Origin of the sequence: Bacillus carboniphilus, from assembly GCF_020524035.2 — a bacterium.
In the GTDB taxonomy this organism is placed as follows: Bacteria; Bacillota; Bacilli; order Bacillales; family JAIVKR01; genus Bacillus_CC.
The window spans coordinates 348,896-367,708 of record NZ_CP129013.1 but is presented as its reverse complement, the minus strand read 5'-3'; the positions used below and the strand labels follow the sequence as shown (position 1 = coordinate 367,708).

Sequence of the window (18,813 nt, the reverse complement as noted above, 5' to 3'; positions counted from 1 at the left end):
TTTTTTATCTTGGGCCGTTACCCAACACGTTTACCCCCTTCTTCTCCATATAATATAAGAGGAACAGCTTTTAATATATGAATGAACACACTGTTTGTACAATTTTCTATAGGAAAAGTTCAAAAGTCTTGTAATGAACAGGATTTTATTATACGACAGTTTCACATTTCAATACATCAGTCTTTACACCTGACTTTTTGAACCCAGACTTAGGTAAAGTAATATAATGCAACGGAGTTGACATCATGAAAATTTTAGTAACAGGATCTTGCGGATTTATTGGATCTCATCTTTGCGAAGCATTACTCCGCATTCCTTCAGTCTATATAAGAGGGATTGACGCCTTCATTGGCCCCACTTCATTACCATTGAAAAGCGTTTACATTAACAATTATATAAACCATCCCAGATTTGAATTGGTGGTTGATAATTTATTGACTTATGACTTATCTACATTATTAAACGATATTGATATTGTTTACCACCTAGCAGCTATACCAGGTGTTAGAAAAAGTTGGGGAAAAGATTTTGACCCGTATGTAGAAAATAATATTCTCGTTACACAACGCTTACTGGAAGCATGTAAACAAGCAGATGTAAAAGCTTTTATTTATGCATCCACCTCCTCAGTGTATGGTCATGCATCGAATAAAGTTTCAGAAAATGCTTGCCTTTCCCCGTTATCGCCATATGGCGTAACAAAATTAACAGGTGAATATTTATGCCATGTATATCAGCAAAACCATGATCTACCTGTCGTTATTCTTCGTTTCTTCACCGTCTATGGTCCTCGGCAAAGACCAGATATGTTTTTTCATCGATTAATTAAGCGAATCTTACTAGATGAACCAATCACTATTTATGGAGATGGGTTACAAACAAGAGACTTTACGTATATAGATGACTGTATAAATGGAACAATGAATGTTTTAAATCAACATCAACAACTTATTGGAGAAACCATTAATATTGGTGGCTTGGAAAGGGCATCTGTGTTAGACACTATTTCCTTACTAGAATCAATTACAAATAAAACAGTAAACAAGGAGTTCTTACCTCAGCCTATCGGTGAGCCTAAACATACTTGGGCTGACATTTCTAAGGCTGAAAAACTGTTAAAATATAAACCTTCAACAAATTTATATAATGGCCTATCAAAACAATATCATTATTTAAAAAAGGTTTACTGGAGGTGATCATTTTTGGATATTGCTTTCATATGTACTGAAAAATTGCCTTCTCCCGCTGTTAAAGGAGGAGCTATACAAATGATGATAGACGGTGTCACCCCCTTTATAAGCTCTCTTTATCCACTAACTATTTTTTCTATAACAGATTCCTCTCTCCCTAAAAGAGAAGATGACGGACTTGTGAAGTATATTCGTTTTCCACGATCTACGTATATACAAGATGTATCACAGGAAATAGGAAAACACCATTTTGATATCATTCATGTGTTTAACAGACCTAAACAAGTAAAACTATATAAAGCAGCCTCCCCAAATAGTCGTATTGTCCTAAGTCTTCACAATGAAATGTTTGCTGAAGAAAAACTAACAGATGAGGAAGCACTCACTTGTTTAAACTCTACACATGCTATCACAACCGTCAGTCATTTTATAAAAAACACCGTTTTAAAAAGGTTTCCGAGTGCAGTAAAACAACTTCATGTCGTATACTCAGGAGTAGATATAAATCAGTACCCCCCTATTTGGTCTCCAATCGGAAAAAAGATCAGAAAAGTGTGTCGTGAAAAATTTGATTTAGTTAACAAAAAAGTCATTTTATTTATAGGACGATTAAGTAAAACGAAAGGACCCCACAAGCTTATCGAAGCTATCCCTCATATCATTGACGAACACCCTGATGCTGTATTAGTCATTGTGGGAGGAAAATGGTTTAGTGATAACCGACCAAACAACTATGTACATTTTTTATATGAATGTGCTAGTTCATTAGATGACTATGTGAGATTTGTCAAATTCATACCTCCAAATAAAATACCTAATATTTTTTTAATGGGAGATGTTTTTGTATGTAGCTCTCAATGGAACGAACCTTTAGCCAGGGTACACTATGAAGCATTGGCAGCGGGTGTTCCCATTATCACTACAGATCGTGGCGGTAATGGAGAAGTGATTGAAAATGAAGTAAATGGACTTTTAATTAAAGATTATAAAAATCCTCTTGAATTCGCTAGGGTGATTAATTGGATATTAGATCAACCTCAGTTCGGATACCATATAGCAAATAACGGCAGAAAAATGATTGAAGAACGCTTTCAATTTTCTCATGTCTCAGAAAGATTACTACATGTATATGAATATGTGCACAAACTATAAGAAAAGCGCAAGCGCCCGTTTAGCAACGCATAAAAAAGTGAACGTCAACTAAGAGCAGTCACATCCTGTGACAAACGTTGACGCTAGAACATCCTGTTCATCGCCGTATGAGATAAAGGAAACACGAAAAGTCCGAAAGCGAAGGATCTACTAAAAACAGCCACGTCCTGTGGCAACGTAGATCCACCTCCCTCCTGGAGGCGTCTCCTGGCTAGGCGCTGGAGCTAGACAAAAATAAAAGCACCATCCAAATAAGGACAGATTTTTATACTCTCTTACTTTATAAAGAAAAACGGCTGTCTGAAAAGGAAAACCCAAAAATGCTGTTATATCGACATTTTTGGGTTTTCAATTTGTCCTTATTTACTATGATCATGGTCTCTCTGGACAGTCCCTTTCTACCAGTCATGTGGATAATAAAAAACATCAACCCTTTTTCAAGGATTGATAAATATGGGCTTCATTATCGTTTTATTGGAAGAAAACCAAGGAGGTGCTGAAGAAGATTGAGTTTTATATAAGTTACTTTCGTTTTTGGAATCTCTTCTTCAATTTCTTCTAATAATAATACTTGTTCTAATTGAAAATCCTCTTCTATCGGTGTTTCACCACTATGATCGTGATCCTCTTGTTCGACTTGTTCGCCAAGTTCTTCTTGTTGATTAATCTCCTCTTTTTCTTCTTCCACATGGTCTGTAACTTCTATCACCGTTTCAGTCATGGTGGAAGGATATGAGAGCATTTCCAAAGGTAATTCGACTAATTGAATATCCTCTTGACTTTTTTCTTCAGGTAAAGAACTTGTTACACTTGATTCAAGATTTTCTGTTTCTGACTTCATCGCTGGATCATATTTTGAGTAATTCCATCCCATAGGACCTGGTGGAGAAAACTGAAACTTTTCTAAATCTAAAATGGGTATTTTTTTGTTTCCATTATGGCTCATGTAAAAGATCTCTCCTTGCTTTGCTCTTTAATATGATTAAAGTGCGAGTCAAATTGATTTAAGAACGATGCTTTTGAATTTTCAACTTGAATAATATTTTGTAGCATCCACATATATTTTTCATCTGACCATGCAGACTTTTGCTGCAGGTAATATTTATGAATCGTTGCACAAAATAGATGAGGGAACAATAAATCAGTCCATAATACTCGATATTGATCTTTATTTAAAGGATGGATTGCATCATAACTAGCCAAAATATGAAGCGCCAATTTTTCGTCCCAAATGGACATTTTCTTCATAACCTTATTTAATATAATGCGTAAATCTCTGGAGGGTAAATCATACGATACTGAATGAAGCTCTCTCATAAACGGCTCATCTTCAACTAAAACAATTCGAGCTAATGTAAAGTCCTGTTGACAAAAGCTTCTCGATTGTAATGTTTGTTTCGTCCATTGATCATAATACGATTGTTCAATTAAATTCTTTAAAGCCCTTTTTCCTCTAGAAATCATTTCATCCACATGCTCTAAAAAATATTGTGAAAATTGGTCATCTGTATAGGATTGTGCAATTAGTTTATGCCCTTCAAGCTCTTGAATCTTCCACCTATAAAGTTTTTCCCATTTCCCCAATCTACTTCTCTTTTTACTTTCTTCTCTTTCCTTATATCCTTTAGAGGCATGATGAAAACGCCCTGCAAATTCCATCATTTTTTTCAAATGTTCTTGATTATAATAACTCATTTCTTTACCCATAACTTTGTCGTATAAGACAAACGCACTATCACCTGATCCGATACAAAGCCCACCTTTTTTAGTTGGTTGGATTTTTGTTATAGGTAACCCTTGATTATAAAGGTGATGGTGAGCGCCTGTTATAAAAACCATACGTCTCGGATTCATAAACGCTTGCTTTAAAACCTTGTTTCCGTCCTCAGTCTCTACTTCCCAAATTGTCCGACCACTTCGATTCGATAAAAGCTCGACCTTATCAATTTCTAATGGATACAAGTCTAACACTTTATCAAGTTTCATGTTTTCACCTCTTTCATTTTTCATATTGTTTGGTACACATTGAGTAAATCCGAAGCTACTCTACTCCATCCGAATTGCTTTTCTGCAAAAAGCCTTCCGTTTTTACCTATTCTCTCTCTAGTTGCAGGTTTTTCTAACAAAGAATTTATATGCTTAGCATATTCTTCAGGGTTTTCAAAATCATCAATGATATAGCCATTCTTTCCTTGGTCAATGACTTCTGGATTTCCTCCACGATTACTGGTAATAATGGGTAGTCCTGAGGCCATTGCTTCGTAATGAACTCTTGCAAGCGGTTCCTGCCATTGTGACGAACAAACGAAAATGTCAGCCATATTATATAGAATCGGAATCCTTGATGGCTCAACAAATTTAATAAACGTTACATTTTCTTGGTGTAGTGCACCAAGAGTGTATAGATGTTTTACATAATTATTGATTTGATTCTCACCAAACCATTTTGAACCAATGAATACTAACATCACTTTAGGGTGTTTTTCAATAATTGAAGGCAGAGCTTGTAATAAAAGATGTGGACCTTTTACCTTACTCAATCGCCCTACAAATAAAACAACGTCCCTCCCCACTATTCCTAACTCTTTTCTCACTTCTTGTCTTCTTTTATTACCTGTAGGACTCCAAATAGAATAGTAGTTAGCTAAATCAACGCCTGAATACACCGTACTTATTTTCCCTTTTGCTTTTGGGAATCTTAATGAAATCGTGCTACCAATATAATCACTAACAGTCACTATTTTTTCTACACTATCTATACAAATAGATCCCTCTTCTTCACTAATCTTTTCTTCTGTAAACATTTCATTATGAACGCTTAACACAAATTTTGTATTTGGAGCTACTTCCTTCATTTCATTAATCCATTTCGGTCGATTACATAAGTGGACAACGTCAAAGTTCCTCTCTTTAAGACCTTTTTGTATTCCTTGTAAATATTGATCTTCTGGATAACGAATATACGATACTCTGTTTTTTGTTTCTTTATTTGGGAGTTGTTCATCTGTAATTGAAAAAACAGTGACGTCATGATTTTTTGAAATGATCTTTGTGACCCCATCAATATAAATTTGAATAGCTCCCCCTCTTACTGCAGGAACTGGAAGTTTTTCAGTCGCTATAAATGCAATTCTCATAGTAACCTCCTTTATTTATAAAGTTGGTATATAACTTTATCCTGAATATAATCCCCATGAGTATCAATGATACTATCTCTTAAACTAAGTCTCTTCCTTGTATGTTACGTATTAAATTAGACAAATGTGCGATTATAAAAGCCTATTTATTACATTTAGAAAAGAAAATACTCGTTACTAGAATGGTTAATGACACAAAAAAATCTATTTTTTTATCCTTTTCTAGGACGTGCGTCTATGCATGACCACTCAAATCCACATATAGTATAAAAAGGATAGGTGATAAAAATGATTGAACAACAAAATACTTTCTTAACAGAGGAGGAATTCCTCTTAACTCCTCAAGAAATAGAAAGATTAACTCGATTTGCAGAAACGATGATGGTTCATTGGCCATTTACTGTAACTTCTATTGAAGTCATTCAAGGAGGACAGTTAGCATTAGTATGGAAAATCCATACTAATCAAGGCCCATTTTGTTTGAAACGGATCCATCGTCCAAAGAAAAAAGCACTATTTTCTATTCATGCTCAAGATTATTTAGCAAAGAAAGAATTTCGGGTACCAGCTATAATTCCAACTAAAGATCAACAGCTATACACAAAAAACGGATCATTCCTGTTTGTCTTATACGAATGGATTGAAGGCAGACCTTTTGACTTAACAAATAAGGAAGATTTGCAGTTTGTAATGAAAGGACTAGCTGACTTTCATGAAGCATCAGTTGGGTATACCCCACCCAATGGAGTACCCATTTTTAAAAAACTGGGGAGGTGGACTCACCATTATGTAAAACGATTTCAACAAATGAGCACATGGAAATTAATTGCACAAACTTATGAGAATGACCCTTTTTCCACTATTTATTTATCCGAGATTGATTCAATTCTAGATGAAGCAAGAAACACTTTAGAACGACTAAATGCTTCTATTTACCTATCTTGGGTAGAGCAAATAGAACAAACACCGAACTTATGTCATCAAGATTACGGAACAGGGAACACCTTATTAGATGAAAAAGGGGATATTTGGATAATTGATCTCGACACCGTTTCCTTTGACTTACCTATTAGAGATCTGCGTAAATTGATTGTTCCTCTTCTTGATGATGATTTAAATTCATGGAATGAAGAGATGTTCCACTTCATGCTTACTAGCTATCAATCGGTTTCTCCTTTCTCTACCGATCAACTAGACGTCATGTATATTGATATGCTCTTCCCGTATGAACTATATGATATTATTCGCGAAAGATATGTGCGAAAGTCCCCACTCCTCGTCGAAGAGTTAACAGAAGCAATTGAATTTGAACGAGTGAAATCCAAAGCACTGAATGCATTAATAAAAAAAGCGTAAGAGCTCTTATAGCAGCAAAATTGATGTTAGTATCTCCTATTTCCATCGACGCTCTCTGTAGTCAACATAGCTCCACCTTCATTCTATATCAGTAAAACAAAGAACCTCATTCCCACAAAGTTGTAATGAGGTTCCAATTAATTATTTTCTTTATAAACAAATAACACCTTAATGTCTATGCTCCCATTCCCAAATCCATTTTTCACATAAACATTTTTTCTTTTCCCAATCTCGTTTCCACTTCTCACATAATTTACATTCTATTTTTTTACACTTGCTACAATCACTTTTATCTTCTCTCCATCTCTTTTTCCATTCTTTACAGCACTCTTCTCGCTCTTCCCACTCTTTTTTCCATTTCATACAGTACTTCTTTCTTTTTTTCCATTCTTGCTCCCATTCTTCATCGTATTCTTTCTTTCTCTTTTCTTGCCACTCGTCATCGAAATCATTTTTCCAATCGTCATCCCATCTTTCATCCGAATCGTTTTCATGTTCTTCTCTATATTCATTACATGTGTCGTGTTCCCATTCTTCATTTTCGTCTGAATGTTTCTCATGCCTTCTATCAATATATTCATCATATTCTGTTTTCCATTTCATATACGAACTACCTGATTTTATATATTTTCCACTATGACGTGAACCACCACTAACAATTCGCTGTTTATTTTTCTTCACAAAACTTCCCTCCTTTCATCTAAACTACTGTATTTTATTCATCGAAAATATTTTTGTATAGGTATATGACATACCTTTTTATCATTAAATGGTTTATACATTATTTTTATTAATTATTTTTTCCATATAACCATCCGTAACAATCTTGACAAGTTCTTTTTCTCATCCATTCATCCATACTATCGGTTACTTTAACTTTCTTTAACTCCTTCTTTGTTTGTTTTCGTTTTTTAAAAGAGGATGAACTTCCATTAATCACCACAACTTCTCGGCCATCTTTTCTTGTATAGCTACTTTTCATGAACTAAACTCCTTCCATTAAAAGTACCATGAATTGAATAGACTAAATTTATTTTCATATGACTTCTTACGTTATTCTATTCCGGAATTTTAACTTTGACACAGTTAGATGTACTGTTTTTAGAAGCAAGACAACAAAATTAGTAAACGACACACGAAATCACACATGAGGGACAGACCACATCTAATAATCAAGTTGAAACTGTTTTTATCCTTAATATAAAAACCCAAAAAATCCGCTCATGCCTATAAAATTTATAGTCAATTGTCCATTCGAGACAACCTTTCATTGCATAGTATTTATGTAAAGAAGAGATTCTAAATTATTTGGAAAACTCTTCTCAACTACCCTCTATGAGTGAGTATCAATTTTCCACCACTCATTTATATTCATATTTAATAAACTCGAAAAAAGTGAGGTGTTTCTTTTGAGTTATGGTGGCTGTTGTTATGGCGGAGGCTACTATGGAGGTGGCGGAGGATTCGCTTTAATTCTCGTTTTATTTATTCTCCTTGTCATCATTGGTGCAGCCTTTCTTGCGGCTTAATCAAAATGAAAAATAGATAATTGATCTGATGACAGGTTAATTATCTATTTTTATTTTGGAATGGCACTAAAGTTAAAACCAGTAGATTTGAAGAAGTAGTTATTGTATGCTTAAACAAATCAACGATTACATTGACTCATTCAGGAGGATCAATCATGAAATTTGTACTACTATTTGGACCACAAGCGGTCGGAAAAATGACAATCGGACATCATTTAGAAGAAATAACTGAACTAAAACTTTTCCATAATCATATGACCATTGAGCTTATTTGTCCTTTTTTTGATTTTGGAACTCCATCCTTTAATCGTCTAGTAAACTTATTTCGAAATGAAATGTTTAAAGAAATGGCTCAAAGTCAATTATCTGGAGTCATTTTTACTTATGTATGGGCTTTCGACCAACAAGAAGACTGGAATTTCATCAATAATACTTGTAAAATATTTGAAGAATCAGGGGCAGAGATATTTTTCGTCGAGCTTGAAGCAGAAATGGAAGAGAGAAGAATACGTAATCAAACACCGCATCGTCTAGCTCATAAACCGACCAAAAGAAACGTGGAGTTTTCTGACCACGAAGTCGTTCATTCGTTAGATCAATTTCGCCTTCACTCGTACGAAGGGGAAATTCAGCAAAAAAACTACATAAAAATTAACAACACCCATTTACAACCTGAAGAAGTGGCACAAATAATAAAAGAAACATTTGCACTTTAAACTATAAAAGGTTTTTTTATGGAGTTATCCTTAACAACTAAGAGAAAAAGTTCCTGAAAATTAAAATCTCTGATAATTCTACTCTTAAAGTAGGAGAACGAATAATCATTCTAAATACTTCTAAGGAACATCACTTAAGTTCAGCCACATCCTGTGGCTAACGATGATGCTTGGGCAACCAGACCATCTTAGGACCTTTTGAATAACCTCTTTTAGATTCTCTTCAAAACTAAATCATATTTTCAGCACAACTTTTCCTCTTTTTTGCCCTGTTTCACAATATTCTTGAGCTTGGCGAACTTCTGAAAGAGGGAAAACTTTATCAACAATAGGTTTAACAAAACCTCTCTGAATCAATTTGCTTATTTTTTCCAAGTTCTCTCCTTCTGGTTTAACCCAATTATAGGTTTGTTTTTTTCTTATGCCCATGATTTTTTTCACTGGATGAAGCAGACTACCAAATATAGTTCGAACGGTTGCGATGTTTGAAATGTATATTCCATTTCTCGTCAATTTTCTTTTACATTTATTATAGGAGGTATTGGCAATGACATCAAAGATCACATCATATTGATTAGATCTTTGCATGAAATTTTCCTTTTTTATAGTCAATGCATTCATCAGCACCTAGTTTTGAAACTAAAGGGAAATTTTCCTCACTACACACACAGGTAACATGAGCTCCTCTGACCTTCGCAAGTTGAATTGCAAACATACCAACTCCACCAGATGCACCATTAATTAATATTCTTTGTCCTTCTTGAAGGTTTGCTTTTTTTACAATCGCTTGATAGGCAGTTAGAGCTGCTAAAGGGACAGAAGCTGCATTAATAGGAGAAAGAGAGGCAGGTTTTATAGACAATGTATCCTCTCTTGTCACGCTATATTCTGCGTATGCACCACTTTTAGCAAACCCTGTTTTAGAAAACTTTTGATTTGCATCCATCATACAAAAGACTTGGTCACCTTCCTGAAACTTCGTCACTTTTGAGCCTACTTTCACAATTGTACCAGACAAATCATGTCCTAATACTATAGGAAACCTTTTTCCTGTCACCCATTTTAAATTTCCGTTACGAATTTTCCAATCAAGTGGATTTACACTTACAGCAAAATTTTTTATTAATACTTGATTTTCTTCTACTTTAGGAATAGCAAGATTAGATGTGTACATTAACACATCTGCATTGCCATACCTTTCAATAATAACTCCTCTCATAAGTATTTCTCCTTATAACAACTCTTCAATTTTCTTATCTTGATATTCACTAACAACGCTTTTCCACTCCTTTTCTCTTTAAAGTTCCTACTACACCTTCTAATCTTTCCTTTATTCCTAGTAGTGTGGTAATTTCATTGTTTACTTGATTTAGTTTTTGTTGGAAGGCGTGAATAAGTTCGTTAGAGGGGTCATCAATTGCAGTAATAATATCATCGTCTTTACATGATAGAAGCTGAATAATTTGATCTGTATTTAGCCCTAACCCTAAATAAAGTTGAATTAATTTAACGCGTTGTACAGTATCTACATCAAAGATTCGATAACCATTTGGTGAACGTTGAGCTTGGATCAATTGTTTCTGTTCGTAATACCTTAACGATCTGATACTAGCTCCTGTTTCTTTTGATAATTCTCCAATTCGCATCAAAAATTCCCCCTTACTCTATATTGACTTCATTATAAAGGATGACATTAATGTCAGGGTCAACGATCAACATATTATTTTTCTAAGCAAAAAAGTTCATGAAAGAGGGCTCCACATAAGCTTTATGAGTAAATTCATTTGTTGACGGATCAAAAATATAATCCTTTTTCCATTCTTGATAATTTTCAATAATTTCGTTTATAGCGAAAATAAAAACGTCTATTTCATCTGTAGTATTTGTTGGATGCAATGAGACACGAACCCACCCAGGTTTTTCAGCCATATTACCTGAATCAAGTTGGTCCGTAATCTTTTTAGAGTTTGATGGAGTAATCTTTAGTAGATAATGCCCATATGTTCCCGCGCAAGAACATCCTCCCCTAACTTGAATGCCAAAGCGTTCATCTAACAGCTTAACGACTAAATTGTAATGAGTGTTTTCAATGTAAAATGAAATAATACACAATCGATCTTTATCATTTCTTTCAAAGATCACTACTTCTTCTATTTTCGTTAATTCGCTCCATAAATAATCGAGTAAATCGTTTTTTCTTTCATACATCCCATTTAACAACATCTCATCTTTAAGTGAAACTGCTAAGGCTGCACGGACGGTTTGTAAAAAGTTTGGTGTTCCCCCATCCTCCCTTGCTTCAATACTGTCAAAATATTTTTTCCCACCCCATGGATTAGTCCATACTACTGTTCCGCCACCTGGATGATCAGGTATCGTGTTTGAATATAGTTTCGAATCAAAAATGAGCACACCACAAGAACCAGGTCCTCCTAGAAACTTATGAGGAGAAAAGAAGATCGCGTCTAATTTTTCCATTGGGTCTTCTGGATGCATATTCATATGAACATAAGGAGCTGAAGCAACAAAATCAACAAAACAATACCCTCCGTGCTCATGCATAATCTTCGCTAATTCATGATATGGTGGCACCACCCCAGTGACATTCGAACACGCAGTAAAGGAACCAATTTTTAAATCTCGGTCATTATATTTACTTAACAACTCCCTTAAATATTCTGGTTTAACATTCTCCCTTAAGGTTGGTTCAACAATAACTACATCAGCTATCGTTTCCATCCAGCTTGTTTGATTAGAATGATGCTCCATATGCGATAAAAAAATAACGGGCTTTTTTTTTCCTTCTAGTTTTACAAGATGCTGAAACCGTTCTGGAACTTTTAGCCCTAAAATTCTTTGAAATTTATTTATCACTGTTGTACAGCCAGATCCCTCTGTAATAATGACATCTTCTGAATTCGCATTGACATGTTTTTTTATTTTTTGTAACGACTCTAAGTATAAGTTAGTCATAAAGGAGCCCGTTGAGTTAGACTCTGTATGAGTATTCGCAATCATCGGTCCAACAACATGAAGCATCTTTTCTTCTATGGGGTAAAATAACCTTCCACTAGCCGTCCAATCAAAATAAATAAGCTTTTTATATCCATAAGGTGTTGAAACATAATGATTAATACCAACTATTTGTTCACGAATGTTTCGAAAATAGTGCACAATTCCCCCTCCTTCAAGCATTATCCGTTCATCCATCTTAAGTAATACATTTTACTCATCCTATTTGAAATCGTACCTTTTCCAACTAAAAGAAAACGATCTATAACCTTAACTTCTAAAAGCTAGGACTATAGATCGTTAAATTCAGATTGTTTTTGATTGTTTTATCTTAATACCGCTCCACCTGAAATCTTAACTGATTCACCGACTATATTTTCTGCAGCATCCGTTAGTAAGAATACAATCGTATTGGCGACCTCTTTTGAGGTTGTCATCCGGCCTGATGGAATTGAACTCTTAATCACTTCTGAAACTTGGATTCCTTCTCGTTCTGCTTTATTTCGAGCGGCTGACCTCCCCATTTCCGTATCAACATAACCCGGACATACTGCATTTACTCTTATATTATGTTCAAGAGCTTCCAATGATAATGACTGGGTAAAACCAATTAAGGCAAACTTAGATGCACAATAGGCTGTTCCACCATATGTACCTCTTAAACCTGATAAAGAAGCTACATTCACAATTGAACCTTCTCTATTCTTTTTCATTGATGGGTAAATTAATTTAGTTAGAAGAACGGTTGAGGTGTAATTTAAATCCATCACTCGTTCCATCTCTTCTTGTTCAAGGTTTTCTAAGAGTCCACCCCCCATTATTCCAGCATTATTAACAAGTAAAGATATTGGACCGTTTGTGTTTTCCGCTTCCTTTACTAATTGTTTTCGTTCTTCTTCGATTGTTATATCTGCGGGATATGCGAAGACTAGGGACCGTTCATTCTCTGAAAGTTCACCTAATAGTTGTTCTAACTTTTGATTATTTCTCCCTGTGATTGTGACATTAGCACCCATACTCACAAGCGTTCTTGCTGTTTCTGAACCAATTCCACCTGTTGCCCCCGTAACTAAGGCATGCTTCCCTTTAAAGGCATCTTTTGCAAAGACAGTCAATGATCATCATCCTTCCATTAATATTTTCTTTATCATAACACGACAATGAAGGTAGCTTTAATCTTCTGCTTTTTCCAATAAAACTTGAACTCACTTTTTAATCTGTACTAAGTTATAATGTGCAAATAATTTAGCCTTCTGTTTCTTTCTTGATAATTAATATAGAATGGAAGGGTAAGAATGTTTAATCAATAATTTAGGAGTGACAACATGTGAAGAAAATTGGCATTATTGGAGCGATGCAAGTAGAAATTGACCTACTCATCAATAAAGTACAAAACCTAACAAAATTCACTTATGCAGGATTCCCTTTTTATCATGGAGAATTGTTTAGTAATGAAATCATTATTACGAATAGCGGAGTTGGGAAAGTAAATGCCGCTGCATGCACACAACTTTTAATTGATCAGTTTTCAGTTTACTCGATTATTAATACTGGGATAGCTGGAAGTCTAGACGAAGCAGTTAAAATATATGACGTTGTCATTTCTTCAGATGTTACTCACCATGACGTTCGAGTAGAACAAAAGAAAAACCTCTTTCCTTTTCAAGAAACCTTTCAAGCAGATAAACAACTAATCGAACTTGCCCTTCAAACATGTGCTTATTTGAAATTAAACTCAACTTATCATTTAGGAAGAATTGTTAGTGGAGAATCATTTATCGAAGACATAGAAGAAAAAACAAGGATTGTTAAAAACTATGCGCCTGCTTGCGTAGAGATGGAAGGTTCAGCAATTGCTCAAGTGGCTCATATAAATAAAGTCCCCTTCGTCATTATTAGAAGTATATCTGACAATGCGGATGAGAACACAACACTCGATTATAAAAAGTATGAAGAGATGGCTGCTAATCAATCCGCACAAATAGTTTTAGGAATGTTAAGTGAAATGAAATGGCCATAAAAAATAAAAACCTGTAGCTACCATAGTAAAGTAGGTACAGGTTTTCGATATGATTCCGACTGGTCTCGAACCAGCGACCTCTACCCTGTCAAGGTAGCGCTCTCCCAGCTGAGCTACGGAATCAAATATTCAATTCATTAGTGACAAAAGTAATTATATTATTGAATAAAAAAGAAGTCAATCATTTTTTGTATATTCTTTATAATTCGTGTTCATTGAAAGTTGTTTATAGCTTTAATATCGAAGGTACTTTCACATAGATTAGAAAATTGATTAAAACATAAACGCCCAAGAGTTAAGGCTTGGACGCTCTAAGATTGTTGTTTTGTTTAACTTTCTTTAAAACGTAACAACTTGCAGCCTATTATTTTTCGAACTATAGAAATCTAAATTTTAACACTAGATAAAAACTTGTGTTATATTACCTTACTTTGAATATCGTTCCCAATAGAAAGACAGATGAAAAATCCACCTGTCCCCTTTCTAACGCGTCTATTCTTTTTTATCTGCACGAACAATCAAAACATCACATTTTGCATATCTTGTAGTATGTTCGGCTACACTACCAACAATAAATCGTTCAACACGATTTAATCCTGTTGCCCCACAAATGATTAAATCAGCATTAAAATCAGGTGCAATCTTTTTGGCAATGATAGCCTTAGGAGAACCGTGTTTTAACTCGGTAGCGACATTATCAAGACCAGCCTTCTTTGCTTGATCTTCATATTTTTTGAGTAATTCATGTCCAGATTCTTCAATTCTACTGATGACGCCGGTATCATATGTTTCTGCAATCCCAATTCTTGTGTCAATCACATGAGTAATTAATAAAGCTGCCCCTTCGTTGCGTTTGACAATTTCAATTGCTTGCTCAAAAGCTGCCTCAGCCTCTGCTGACCCATCAACTGCTACGACAATTCTTTTATAGGTTAAGCTCATCATGATCCCCTCCAATGTAAATCTTTTTCTCATTTTTTGTACAATTCTATACTTTAAATATACCATAATATCTCTGGGATTTACTACAAATATTATAGATAAGCTTCTAATAATCTTACGATGAACACGGCTCCACATGAAGGTTTGAATCTACATTGCTAACTCGTGGTGACCGTAGTTAGTAGATCATCTGATTGACTAAAAAAGCATCATCCATGCAACAGAAATTGGCTGTGCAAGGTTCATTCTCGATGTTTTTTCCTTACTTAAACAACCACTTGAAGAATTTTCCTTATAATAGTGCGTGTTCAAAAAGAAGGGGAAAAAGGGCCGAGAATTAGAAAAGCGTCATCGACTTGATCAGCCACGACAAGCATAAGATGCGATTACCTTGAAAGGTGCTCTTTACCTTTCATGAAATCGTAGCTATTTCTGAAGATCTACTAAGTACACCCACTTCCTGTGGGTAACGTAGATCCACCTCCCTCCTGTAGGCGTCTCCTGGCTAGGCGATAGAGCTAGACAAGAACGAGGCGACTGCTTAAAGGAACGCAGGATAAGTTCTGTCACATACTGTGACAACGCCTGCGCTTGCCCGTCCTGGGCATCGAAGCACCACAGTGTACGTCAAGGATCACGGGCTAAAGACGTCCCCATCATTGGGACAACGCTCGTGCTAGCCAATCCTGGCGTCGGAGCTTGGAATAGCGAGACAACAAAGTTATTCGACAGCAATTTTTCATGACTTTTTGAACAACCTCTATTAGAGGATCAAAATACTTGAATCTTGTTAACAACAAAGGCATTATACATAGTAGTAATAGAATAAGATGTAGTAGGGGTTGAAAGCGATGAATGTAAAAGTAAGACCATTGCAAGAAATAAATTTTTACAGCAACGAACTTAATGAAGAATTGTCTTTACTCGTATACTTACCAGTGACCTATTCTCCACTATACAAATACAACTTGTTGGTGGCACAAGATGGGCAAGATTATTTTAAGCTAGGAAGAATTGCACGTTTTACGGAGCAATTACTAGAATATCATGAGATTGAAAACATGATTATCGTTGGCATTCCATATAAAAGTGTTGACGATAGACGAACGAAATATCATCCAAATAGTCCTACAAGTAAAGCTTATTCAAGATTTTTAGCCCATGAGCTCATCCCCTTTTTAGATAAAGAATATCCAACCTATCAAATGGGACAAGCAAGAGCTCTAATAGGCGATTCTCTTGGAGGAACCATTTCCCTTATGACAGCTATTTCGTATCCAAATATATTTGGAAAAGTGATGCTTCAGTCTCCATTTGTCAACGAAAAAGTAATCAACAGTGTCAAGCAGTTTAACTACCCTGATTTACTTTCCATCTATCATCAAATTGGACTCGAAGAAACTTCTGTCAAAACAACAGATGATGAGAATGTTGACTTTTTAACACCAAATAGACAATTAAACAAGGTTTTTAATGAAAAGGGCTTTCAACATATTTATGAGGAATTTGAAGGAGACCATCGTTGGACTTATTGGCAACCACTTCTTAAAAAAGTTTTACAGACCATGATGAATTAACCAACAGTAGCCATGCTTCAAGTGTTGTTATTGGTAACGTTCTGTTATAATTAATTTACGATTATTCGAGGAGGTACTCTTATGAAATATGGAATTGTTATCTTCCCATCTAAAAAGCTTCAAGATTTAGCGAATTCTTATCGAAAAAGATATGATCCACATTATTCATTAATTCCACCGCACTTGACTTTACGCAGTCCTTTTGAGGCTGAAGAAAGAGAATTGGATGAAATATCATCAAAGCTCCTTGAGATTTCTAAAAATACTTCTTTACTTGAACTAAATGTGTACAAATTCAGTTCATTCTCACCAGTAAATAATGTGGTTTACTTAAAAGTCGAACAAACAGATGCTTTACTATACTTAAATGAAACATTACATAAAGAAATTAAACCGGCTGAACCAGAGTACGCATTTATACCACACATCACCATTGGACAAAAATTATCGGATTCAGAGCATACAGATGTATTCAGTAGTCTCAAACTATCTGATATTTCACATCAAGAAAGAGTAGACCGCTTTCATCTTCTCTATCAATTAGAAAATGGTTCATGGACAGTATTTGAAACGTATCGTTTAGGAAAGGACTGCTAAGGAGATGGAAGTGCATCAAGTTACTTCAAAGGAACAATTAGATCAAGCTATTGAAATTCGTATGAAAGTTTTTGTGAATGAACAACAAGTTCCTGAAGAACTAGAAAAAGATGAACATGATCAACATGCAAATCATGTTCTTCTCTATAATCAAAGTCACGAGCCAATAGGTACTGGGCGATGTCGGATAATGAATCAATATGGAAAAATTGAACGAGTCTGTGTATTAAAAGAATATAGAAAAGGTGGTAATGGGAAAAGAATTATTACTAAATTAGAGGAAATTTTGAAAGAAAAAGGGATTCAAAAGTTTAAGCTTCATGCACAAACACAAGCAAAAGCATTTTATGAAAAGTTAGGATATAAAATCACTTCTGACATTTTCTATGATGCTAATATTCCTCACATTGAAATGACAAAAGAAGTATAAGGATTTAAAAGCGATTCTAAATACGAATCGCTTTTTACATTTTATATGTTCTCCTTCCCAAACTACACCACCCCTCCATTTTATTAATCATATTTTTTAACAATTAAGCACAACCTATTGATAAAGATATTTTCACATCATTCATATGAGAATTTGCTGACTACATACTTTTTACAATAAAATAATTATAGATCGTAAAGGTGATAATATGGACTTAAAAGTCATTGCTATAGAACTAGTAGTAGGATTTATAGGGTTATTTTTTTTGACGAAATTTTTGGGAAAAACGCAAATTACCCAAATTTCAGCATTTGATTTCATTTCTGCGTTAATTTTAGGAGAATTAGTGGGGAATGCCGTCTATGATAAAGACTCAGGTATAAAAGAAATATTGTTTACGATCATCGTTTGGGGGATTCTTATATATGTTCTTGAAATCGTCACACAAAAATGGAAACGAACAAGATCTTTCCTTGAAGGACAGCCAACAATCGTCATTAAAAAGGGGAACATCGACCGAGAAAGCTTAAGAAAATCAAAGCTAGATATAAATCAATTACAACATTTAATTAGATCAAAAGGCGTATTTTCTCTTCAAGAAGTAGAATATGCCATTCTTGAAACAGATGGATCCATAAGCGTAGCAAAAAAAACAGACTTTGAGAGCCCTGTTCGTTCAGATCTAAACCTAAAGTCCGATCCCTTTACTCTTCCAATCACGATTATTATTGACGGGGAAGTCCTTTTGGATAATTTACAAAACGCAGGCCTTAACAAACAATATTTGCTTCATCAGTTAAACAAACAGAAAATAAATGATATTAAAGAAGTACTTTACGCAGAATATACAAAAGAGAAAGGTCTTTATATACAAAAGTTACACTAAACTATATACACGAACCACTAGTTATATTTTCAAATCAATGGTCGATCGATAATATACTTGCTCCGTTTTAGACTCTAATTGTTTATCAGCTATATTCAACTTTACTGAAGATATTTTTGCTAATGGAACATAGTCAACTTTTTTACGATACATCAGATTTCTGTACTGAATTCTCGCTTCCATATTAACCGGTGCGATATATCCCATAACTACTCATCCTTTCTCATGTAAGAATTAGACCGTTTCGTTTATCCGTAATGAAATTTCAA

At 34.8% G+C, this 18,813-nt stretch carries 22 protein-coding genes and 1 tRNA gene; 10 read left to right on the top strand and 13 right to left on the bottom strand.

Going from position 1 to position 18,813, the window contains the following annotated elements; all coding sequences use genetic code 11:
• The first annotated feature begins 245 nt into the window (after positions 1-245).
• Positions 246-1,196 carry an NAD-dependent epimerase/dehydratase family protein gene (locus tag LC087_RS01895; RefSeq protein WP_226538813.1) on the top strand — a complete coding sequence of 317 codons (951 nt, stop codon included), beginning with the start codon at positions 246-248 and terminating at the stop codon, positions 1,194-1,196.
• Positions 1,197-1,202: 6 nt separating this feature from the next.
• The gene (locus tag LC087_RS01890) at positions 1,203-2,342 is read left to right on the top strand and encodes a glycosyltransferase family 4 protein (RefSeq protein WP_226538812.1); all 1,140 of its coding nucleotides are present in this window, start codon (positions 1,203-1,205) and stop codon (positions 2,340-2,342) included.
• 463 nt (positions 2,343-2,805) lie between these two features.
• Here LC087_RS01890 and LC087_RS01885 read toward each other — a convergent pair whose 3' ends face one another.
• From LC087_RS01885 to LC087_RS01875, 3 genes are read right to left on the bottom strand one after another with little or no spacing between them, the layout of a single operon-like run.
• Positions 2,806-3,288, bottom strand: a complete 483-nt coding sequence (locus LC087_RS01885; protein WP_306019842.1) for a hypothetical protein — start codon at positions 3,286-3,288, stop codon at positions 2,806-2,808.
• Positions 3,285-4,352, bottom strand: coding sequence for a CotS family spore coat protein (locus tag LC087_RS01880; protein WP_226538810.1), 1,068 nt, complete (start codon positions 4,350-4,352; stop codon positions 3,285-3,287). The genes LC087_RS01885 and LC087_RS01880 overlap by 4 nt, the downstream gene beginning before the upstream one ends.
• Positions 4,349-5,479 carry a glycosyltransferase family 4 protein gene (locus LC087_RS01875; protein ID WP_226538809.1) on the bottom strand — a complete coding sequence of 377 codons (1,131 nt, stop codon included), beginning with the start codon at positions 5,477-5,479 and terminating at the stop codon, positions 4,349-4,351. The genes LC087_RS01880 and LC087_RS01875 overlap by 4 nt, the downstream gene beginning before the upstream one ends.
• Positions 5,480-5,767: 288 nt before the next feature.
• On the opposite strand from LC087_RS01875, the gene LC087_RS01870 reads away from it, so the two are divergent.
• On the top strand, positions 5,768-6,835 hold the full coding sequence (locus LC087_RS01870; RefSeq protein ID WP_226538808.1) for a spore coat kinase CotI: 1,068 nt from the start codon (positions 5,768-5,770) through the stop codon (positions 6,833-6,835).
• A 168-nt stretch (positions 6,836-7,003) separates the two neighbouring features.
• On the opposite strand, the gene LC087_RS01865 is transcribed toward LC087_RS01870, so the two are convergent.
• Positions 7,004-7,516, bottom strand: coding sequence for a hypothetical protein (locus tag LC087_RS01865; RefSeq protein WP_226538807.1), 513 nt, complete (start codon positions 7,514-7,516; stop codon positions 7,004-7,006).
• Between the two features lie 109 nt (positions 7,517-7,625).
• Positions 7,626-7,817: a hypothetical protein gene (locus tag LC087_RS01860; RefSeq protein WP_226538806.1), complete on the bottom strand. Its 192-nt coding sequence runs from the start codon at positions 7,815-7,817 to the stop codon at positions 7,626-7,628.
• A gap of 427 nt (positions 7,818-8,244) precedes the next feature.
• Here LC087_RS01860 and LC087_RS01855 point away from each other — a divergent pair, with 427 nt between their 5' ends.
• A complete protein-coding gene (locus LC087_RS01855; RefSeq protein ID WP_264189788.1) occupies positions 8,245-8,364 on the top strand; it encodes a YjcZ family sporulation protein in 120 nt (39 codons plus the stop codon).
• 155 nt (positions 8,365-8,519) lie between these two features.
• The gene (locus tag LC087_RS01850; RefSeq protein ID WP_226538804.1) at positions 8,520-9,080 is read left to right on the top strand and encodes an AAA family ATPase; all 561 of its coding nucleotides are present in this window, start codon (positions 8,520-8,522) and stop codon (positions 9,078-9,080) included.
• Positions 9,081-9,314: 234 nt separating this feature from the next.
• Here the strand turns inward: LC087_RS01850 and LC087_RS01845 are convergent, their stop codons facing one another.
• The 5 genes from LC087_RS01845 to LC087_RS01825 all read right to left on the bottom strand — a co-directional run bounded on the left by LC087_RS01845 (position 9,315) and on the right by LC087_RS01825 (position 13,207).
• Positions 9,315-9,668, bottom strand: a complete 354-nt coding sequence (locus LC087_RS01845; RefSeq protein WP_306019841.1) for a zinc-binding dehydrogenase — start codon at positions 9,666-9,668, stop codon at positions 9,315-9,317.
• Positions 9,655-10,299, bottom strand: coding sequence for an NAD(P)-dependent alcohol dehydrogenase (locus LC087_RS01840; RefSeq protein WP_306019840.1), 645 nt, complete (start codon positions 10,297-10,299; stop codon positions 9,655-9,657). The genes LC087_RS01845 and LC087_RS01840 overlap by 14 nt, the downstream gene beginning before the upstream one ends.
• 49 nt (positions 10,300-10,348) lie before the next feature.
• Positions 10,349-10,726 carry a MerR family transcriptional regulator gene (locus tag LC087_RS01835; RefSeq protein ID WP_226538802.1) on the bottom strand — a complete coding sequence of 126 codons (378 nt, stop codon included), beginning with the start codon at positions 10,724-10,726 and terminating at the stop codon, positions 10,349-10,351.
• A gap of 82 nt (positions 10,727-10,808) precedes the next feature.
• The gene (locus LC087_RS01830; RefSeq protein WP_371932642.1) at positions 10,809-12,290 is read right to left on the bottom strand and encodes an aminotransferase class V-fold PLP-dependent enzyme; all 1,482 of its coding nucleotides are present in this window, start codon (positions 12,288-12,290) and stop codon (positions 10,809-10,811) included.
• Positions 12,291-12,418: 128 nt separating this feature from the next.
• Complete coding sequence (locus LC087_RS01825; protein WP_226538800.1) at positions 12,419-13,207, bottom strand: SDR family NAD(P)-dependent oxidoreductase; 789 nt, start codon at positions 13,205-13,207, stop codon at positions 12,419-12,421.
• Positions 13,208-13,419: 212 nt separating this feature from the next.
• On the opposite strand from LC087_RS01825, the gene LC087_RS01820 reads away from it, so the two are divergent.
• Positions 13,420-14,112, top strand: coding sequence for a 5'-methylthioadenosine/adenosylhomocysteine nucleosidase (locus LC087_RS01820; protein WP_226538799.1), 693 nt, complete (start codon positions 13,420-13,422; stop codon positions 14,110-14,112).
• Positions 14,113-14,162: 50 nt separating this feature from the next.
• Here the strand turns inward: LC087_RS01820 and LC087_RS01815 are convergent.
• A tRNA-Val gene (locus tag LC087_RS01815) sits at positions 14,163-14,235 on the bottom strand.
• 369 nt (positions 14,236-14,604) lie between these two features.
• On the bottom strand, positions 14,605-15,054 hold the full coding sequence (locus LC087_RS01810) for a universal stress protein (RefSeq protein ID WP_226538798.1): 450 nt from the start codon (positions 15,052-15,054) through the stop codon (positions 14,605-14,607).
• A gap of 851 nt (positions 15,055-15,905) precedes the next feature.
• Between LC087_RS01810 and LC087_RS01805 the strand changes: the two genes are divergently transcribed.
• The 4 genes from LC087_RS01805 to LC087_RS01790 all read left to right on the top strand — a co-directional run bounded on the left by LC087_RS01805 (position 15,906) and on the right by LC087_RS01790 (position 18,544).
• The gene (locus LC087_RS01805; RefSeq protein ID WP_226538797.1) at positions 15,906-16,631 is read left to right on the top strand and encodes an alpha/beta hydrolase; all 726 of its coding nucleotides are present in this window, start codon (positions 15,906-15,908) and stop codon (positions 16,629-16,631) included.
• A gap of 81 nt (positions 16,632-16,712) precedes the next feature.
• Positions 16,713-17,228 (top strand): YjcG family protein, encoded by a 516-nt coding sequence (locus LC087_RS01800; protein WP_226538796.1) that lies wholly within the window; start codon positions 16,713-16,715, stop codon positions 17,226-17,228.
• A gap of 4 nt (positions 17,229-17,232) precedes the next feature.
• Positions 17,233-17,658, top strand: coding sequence for a GNAT family N-acetyltransferase (locus tag LC087_RS01795; RefSeq protein WP_226538795.1), 426 nt, complete (start codon positions 17,233-17,235; stop codon positions 17,656-17,658).
• 208 nt (positions 17,659-17,866) lie between these two features.
• The gene (locus LC087_RS01790; protein WP_226538794.1) at positions 17,867-18,544 is read left to right on the top strand and encodes a DUF421 domain-containing protein; all 678 of its coding nucleotides are present in this window, start codon (positions 17,867-17,869) and stop codon (positions 18,542-18,544) included.
• 21 nt (positions 18,545-18,565) lie between these two features.
• On the opposite strand, the gene LC087_RS01785 is transcribed toward LC087_RS01790, so the two are convergent.
• Positions 18,566-18,751, bottom strand: a complete 186-nt coding sequence (locus LC087_RS01785) for a hypothetical protein (protein ID WP_226538793.1) — start codon at positions 18,749-18,751, stop codon at positions 18,566-18,568.
• Between the last annotated feature and the right edge of the window lie 62 nt (positions 18,752-18,813).

Excerpts from the sequence above, each read along its gene's own strand:
- LC087_RS01835 (WP_226538802.1), bottom strand. The coding sequence starts at position 10,726 with ATGCGAATTGGAGAATTATCAAAAGAAACAGGAGCTAGTATCAGATCG.
- LC087_RS01895 (WP_226538813.1), top strand. The coding sequence starts at position 246 with ATGAAAATTTTAGTAACAGGATCTTGCGGATTTATTGGATCTCATCTT.
- LC087_RS01860 (WP_226538806.1), bottom strand. The coding sequence starts at position 7,817 with ATGAAAAGTAGCTATACAAGAAAAGATGGCCGAGAAGTTGTGGTGATT.
- LC087_RS01880 (WP_226538810.1), bottom strand. The coding sequence starts at position 4,352 with ATGAAAAATGAAAGAGGTGAAAACATGAAACTTGATAAAGTGTTAGAC.
- LC087_RS01810 (WP_226538798.1), bottom strand. The coding sequence starts at position 15,054 with ATGAGCTTAACCTATAAAAGAATTGTCGTAGCAGTTGATGGGTCAGCA.
- LC087_RS01830 (WP_371932642.1), bottom strand. The coding sequence starts at position 12,290 with ATGGATGAACGGATAATGCTTGAAGGAGGGGGAATTGTGCACTATTTT.
- LC087_RS01800 (WP_226538796.1), top strand. The coding sequence starts at position 16,713 with ATGAAATATGGAATTGTTATCTTCCCATCTAAAAAGCTTCAAGATTTA.
- LC087_RS01805 (WP_226538797.1), top strand. The coding sequence starts at position 15,906 with ATGAATGTAAAAGTAAGACCATTGCAAGAAATAAATTTTTACAGCAAC.
- LC087_RS01885 (WP_306019842.1), bottom strand. The coding sequence starts at position 3,288 with ATGAGCCATAATGGAAACAAAAAAATACCCATTTTAGATTTAGAAAAG.
- LC087_RS01875 (WP_226538809.1), bottom strand. The coding sequence starts at position 5,479 with ATGAGAATTGCATTTATAGCGACTGAAAAACTTCCAGTTCCTGCAGTA.
- LC087_RS01785 (WP_226538793.1), bottom strand. The coding sequence starts at position 18,751 with ATGGGATATATCGCACCGGTTAATATGGAAGCGAGAATTCAGTACAGA.
- LC087_RS01795 (WP_226538795.1), top strand. The coding sequence starts at position 17,233 with ATGGAAGTGCATCAAGTTACTTCAAAGGAACAATTAGATCAAGCTATT.
- LC087_RS01870 (WP_226538808.1), top strand. The coding sequence starts at position 5,768 with ATGATTGAACAACAAAATACTTTCTTAACAGAGGAGGAATTCCTCTTA.
- LC087_RS01845 (WP_306019841.1), bottom strand. The coding sequence starts at position 9,668 with ATGCAAAGATCTAATCAATATGATGTGATCTTTGATGTCATTGCCAAT.
- LC087_RS01790 (WP_226538794.1), top strand. The coding sequence starts at position 17,867 with ATGGACTTAAAAGTCATTGCTATAGAACTAGTAGTAGGATTTATAGGG.
- LC087_RS01850 (WP_226538804.1), top strand. The coding sequence starts at position 8,520 with ATGAAATTTGTACTACTATTTGGACCACAAGCGGTCGGAAAAATGACA.
- LC087_RS01840 (WP_306019840.1), bottom strand. The coding sequence starts at position 10,299 with ATGAGAGGAGTTATTATTGAAAGGTATGGCAATGCAGATGTGTTAATG.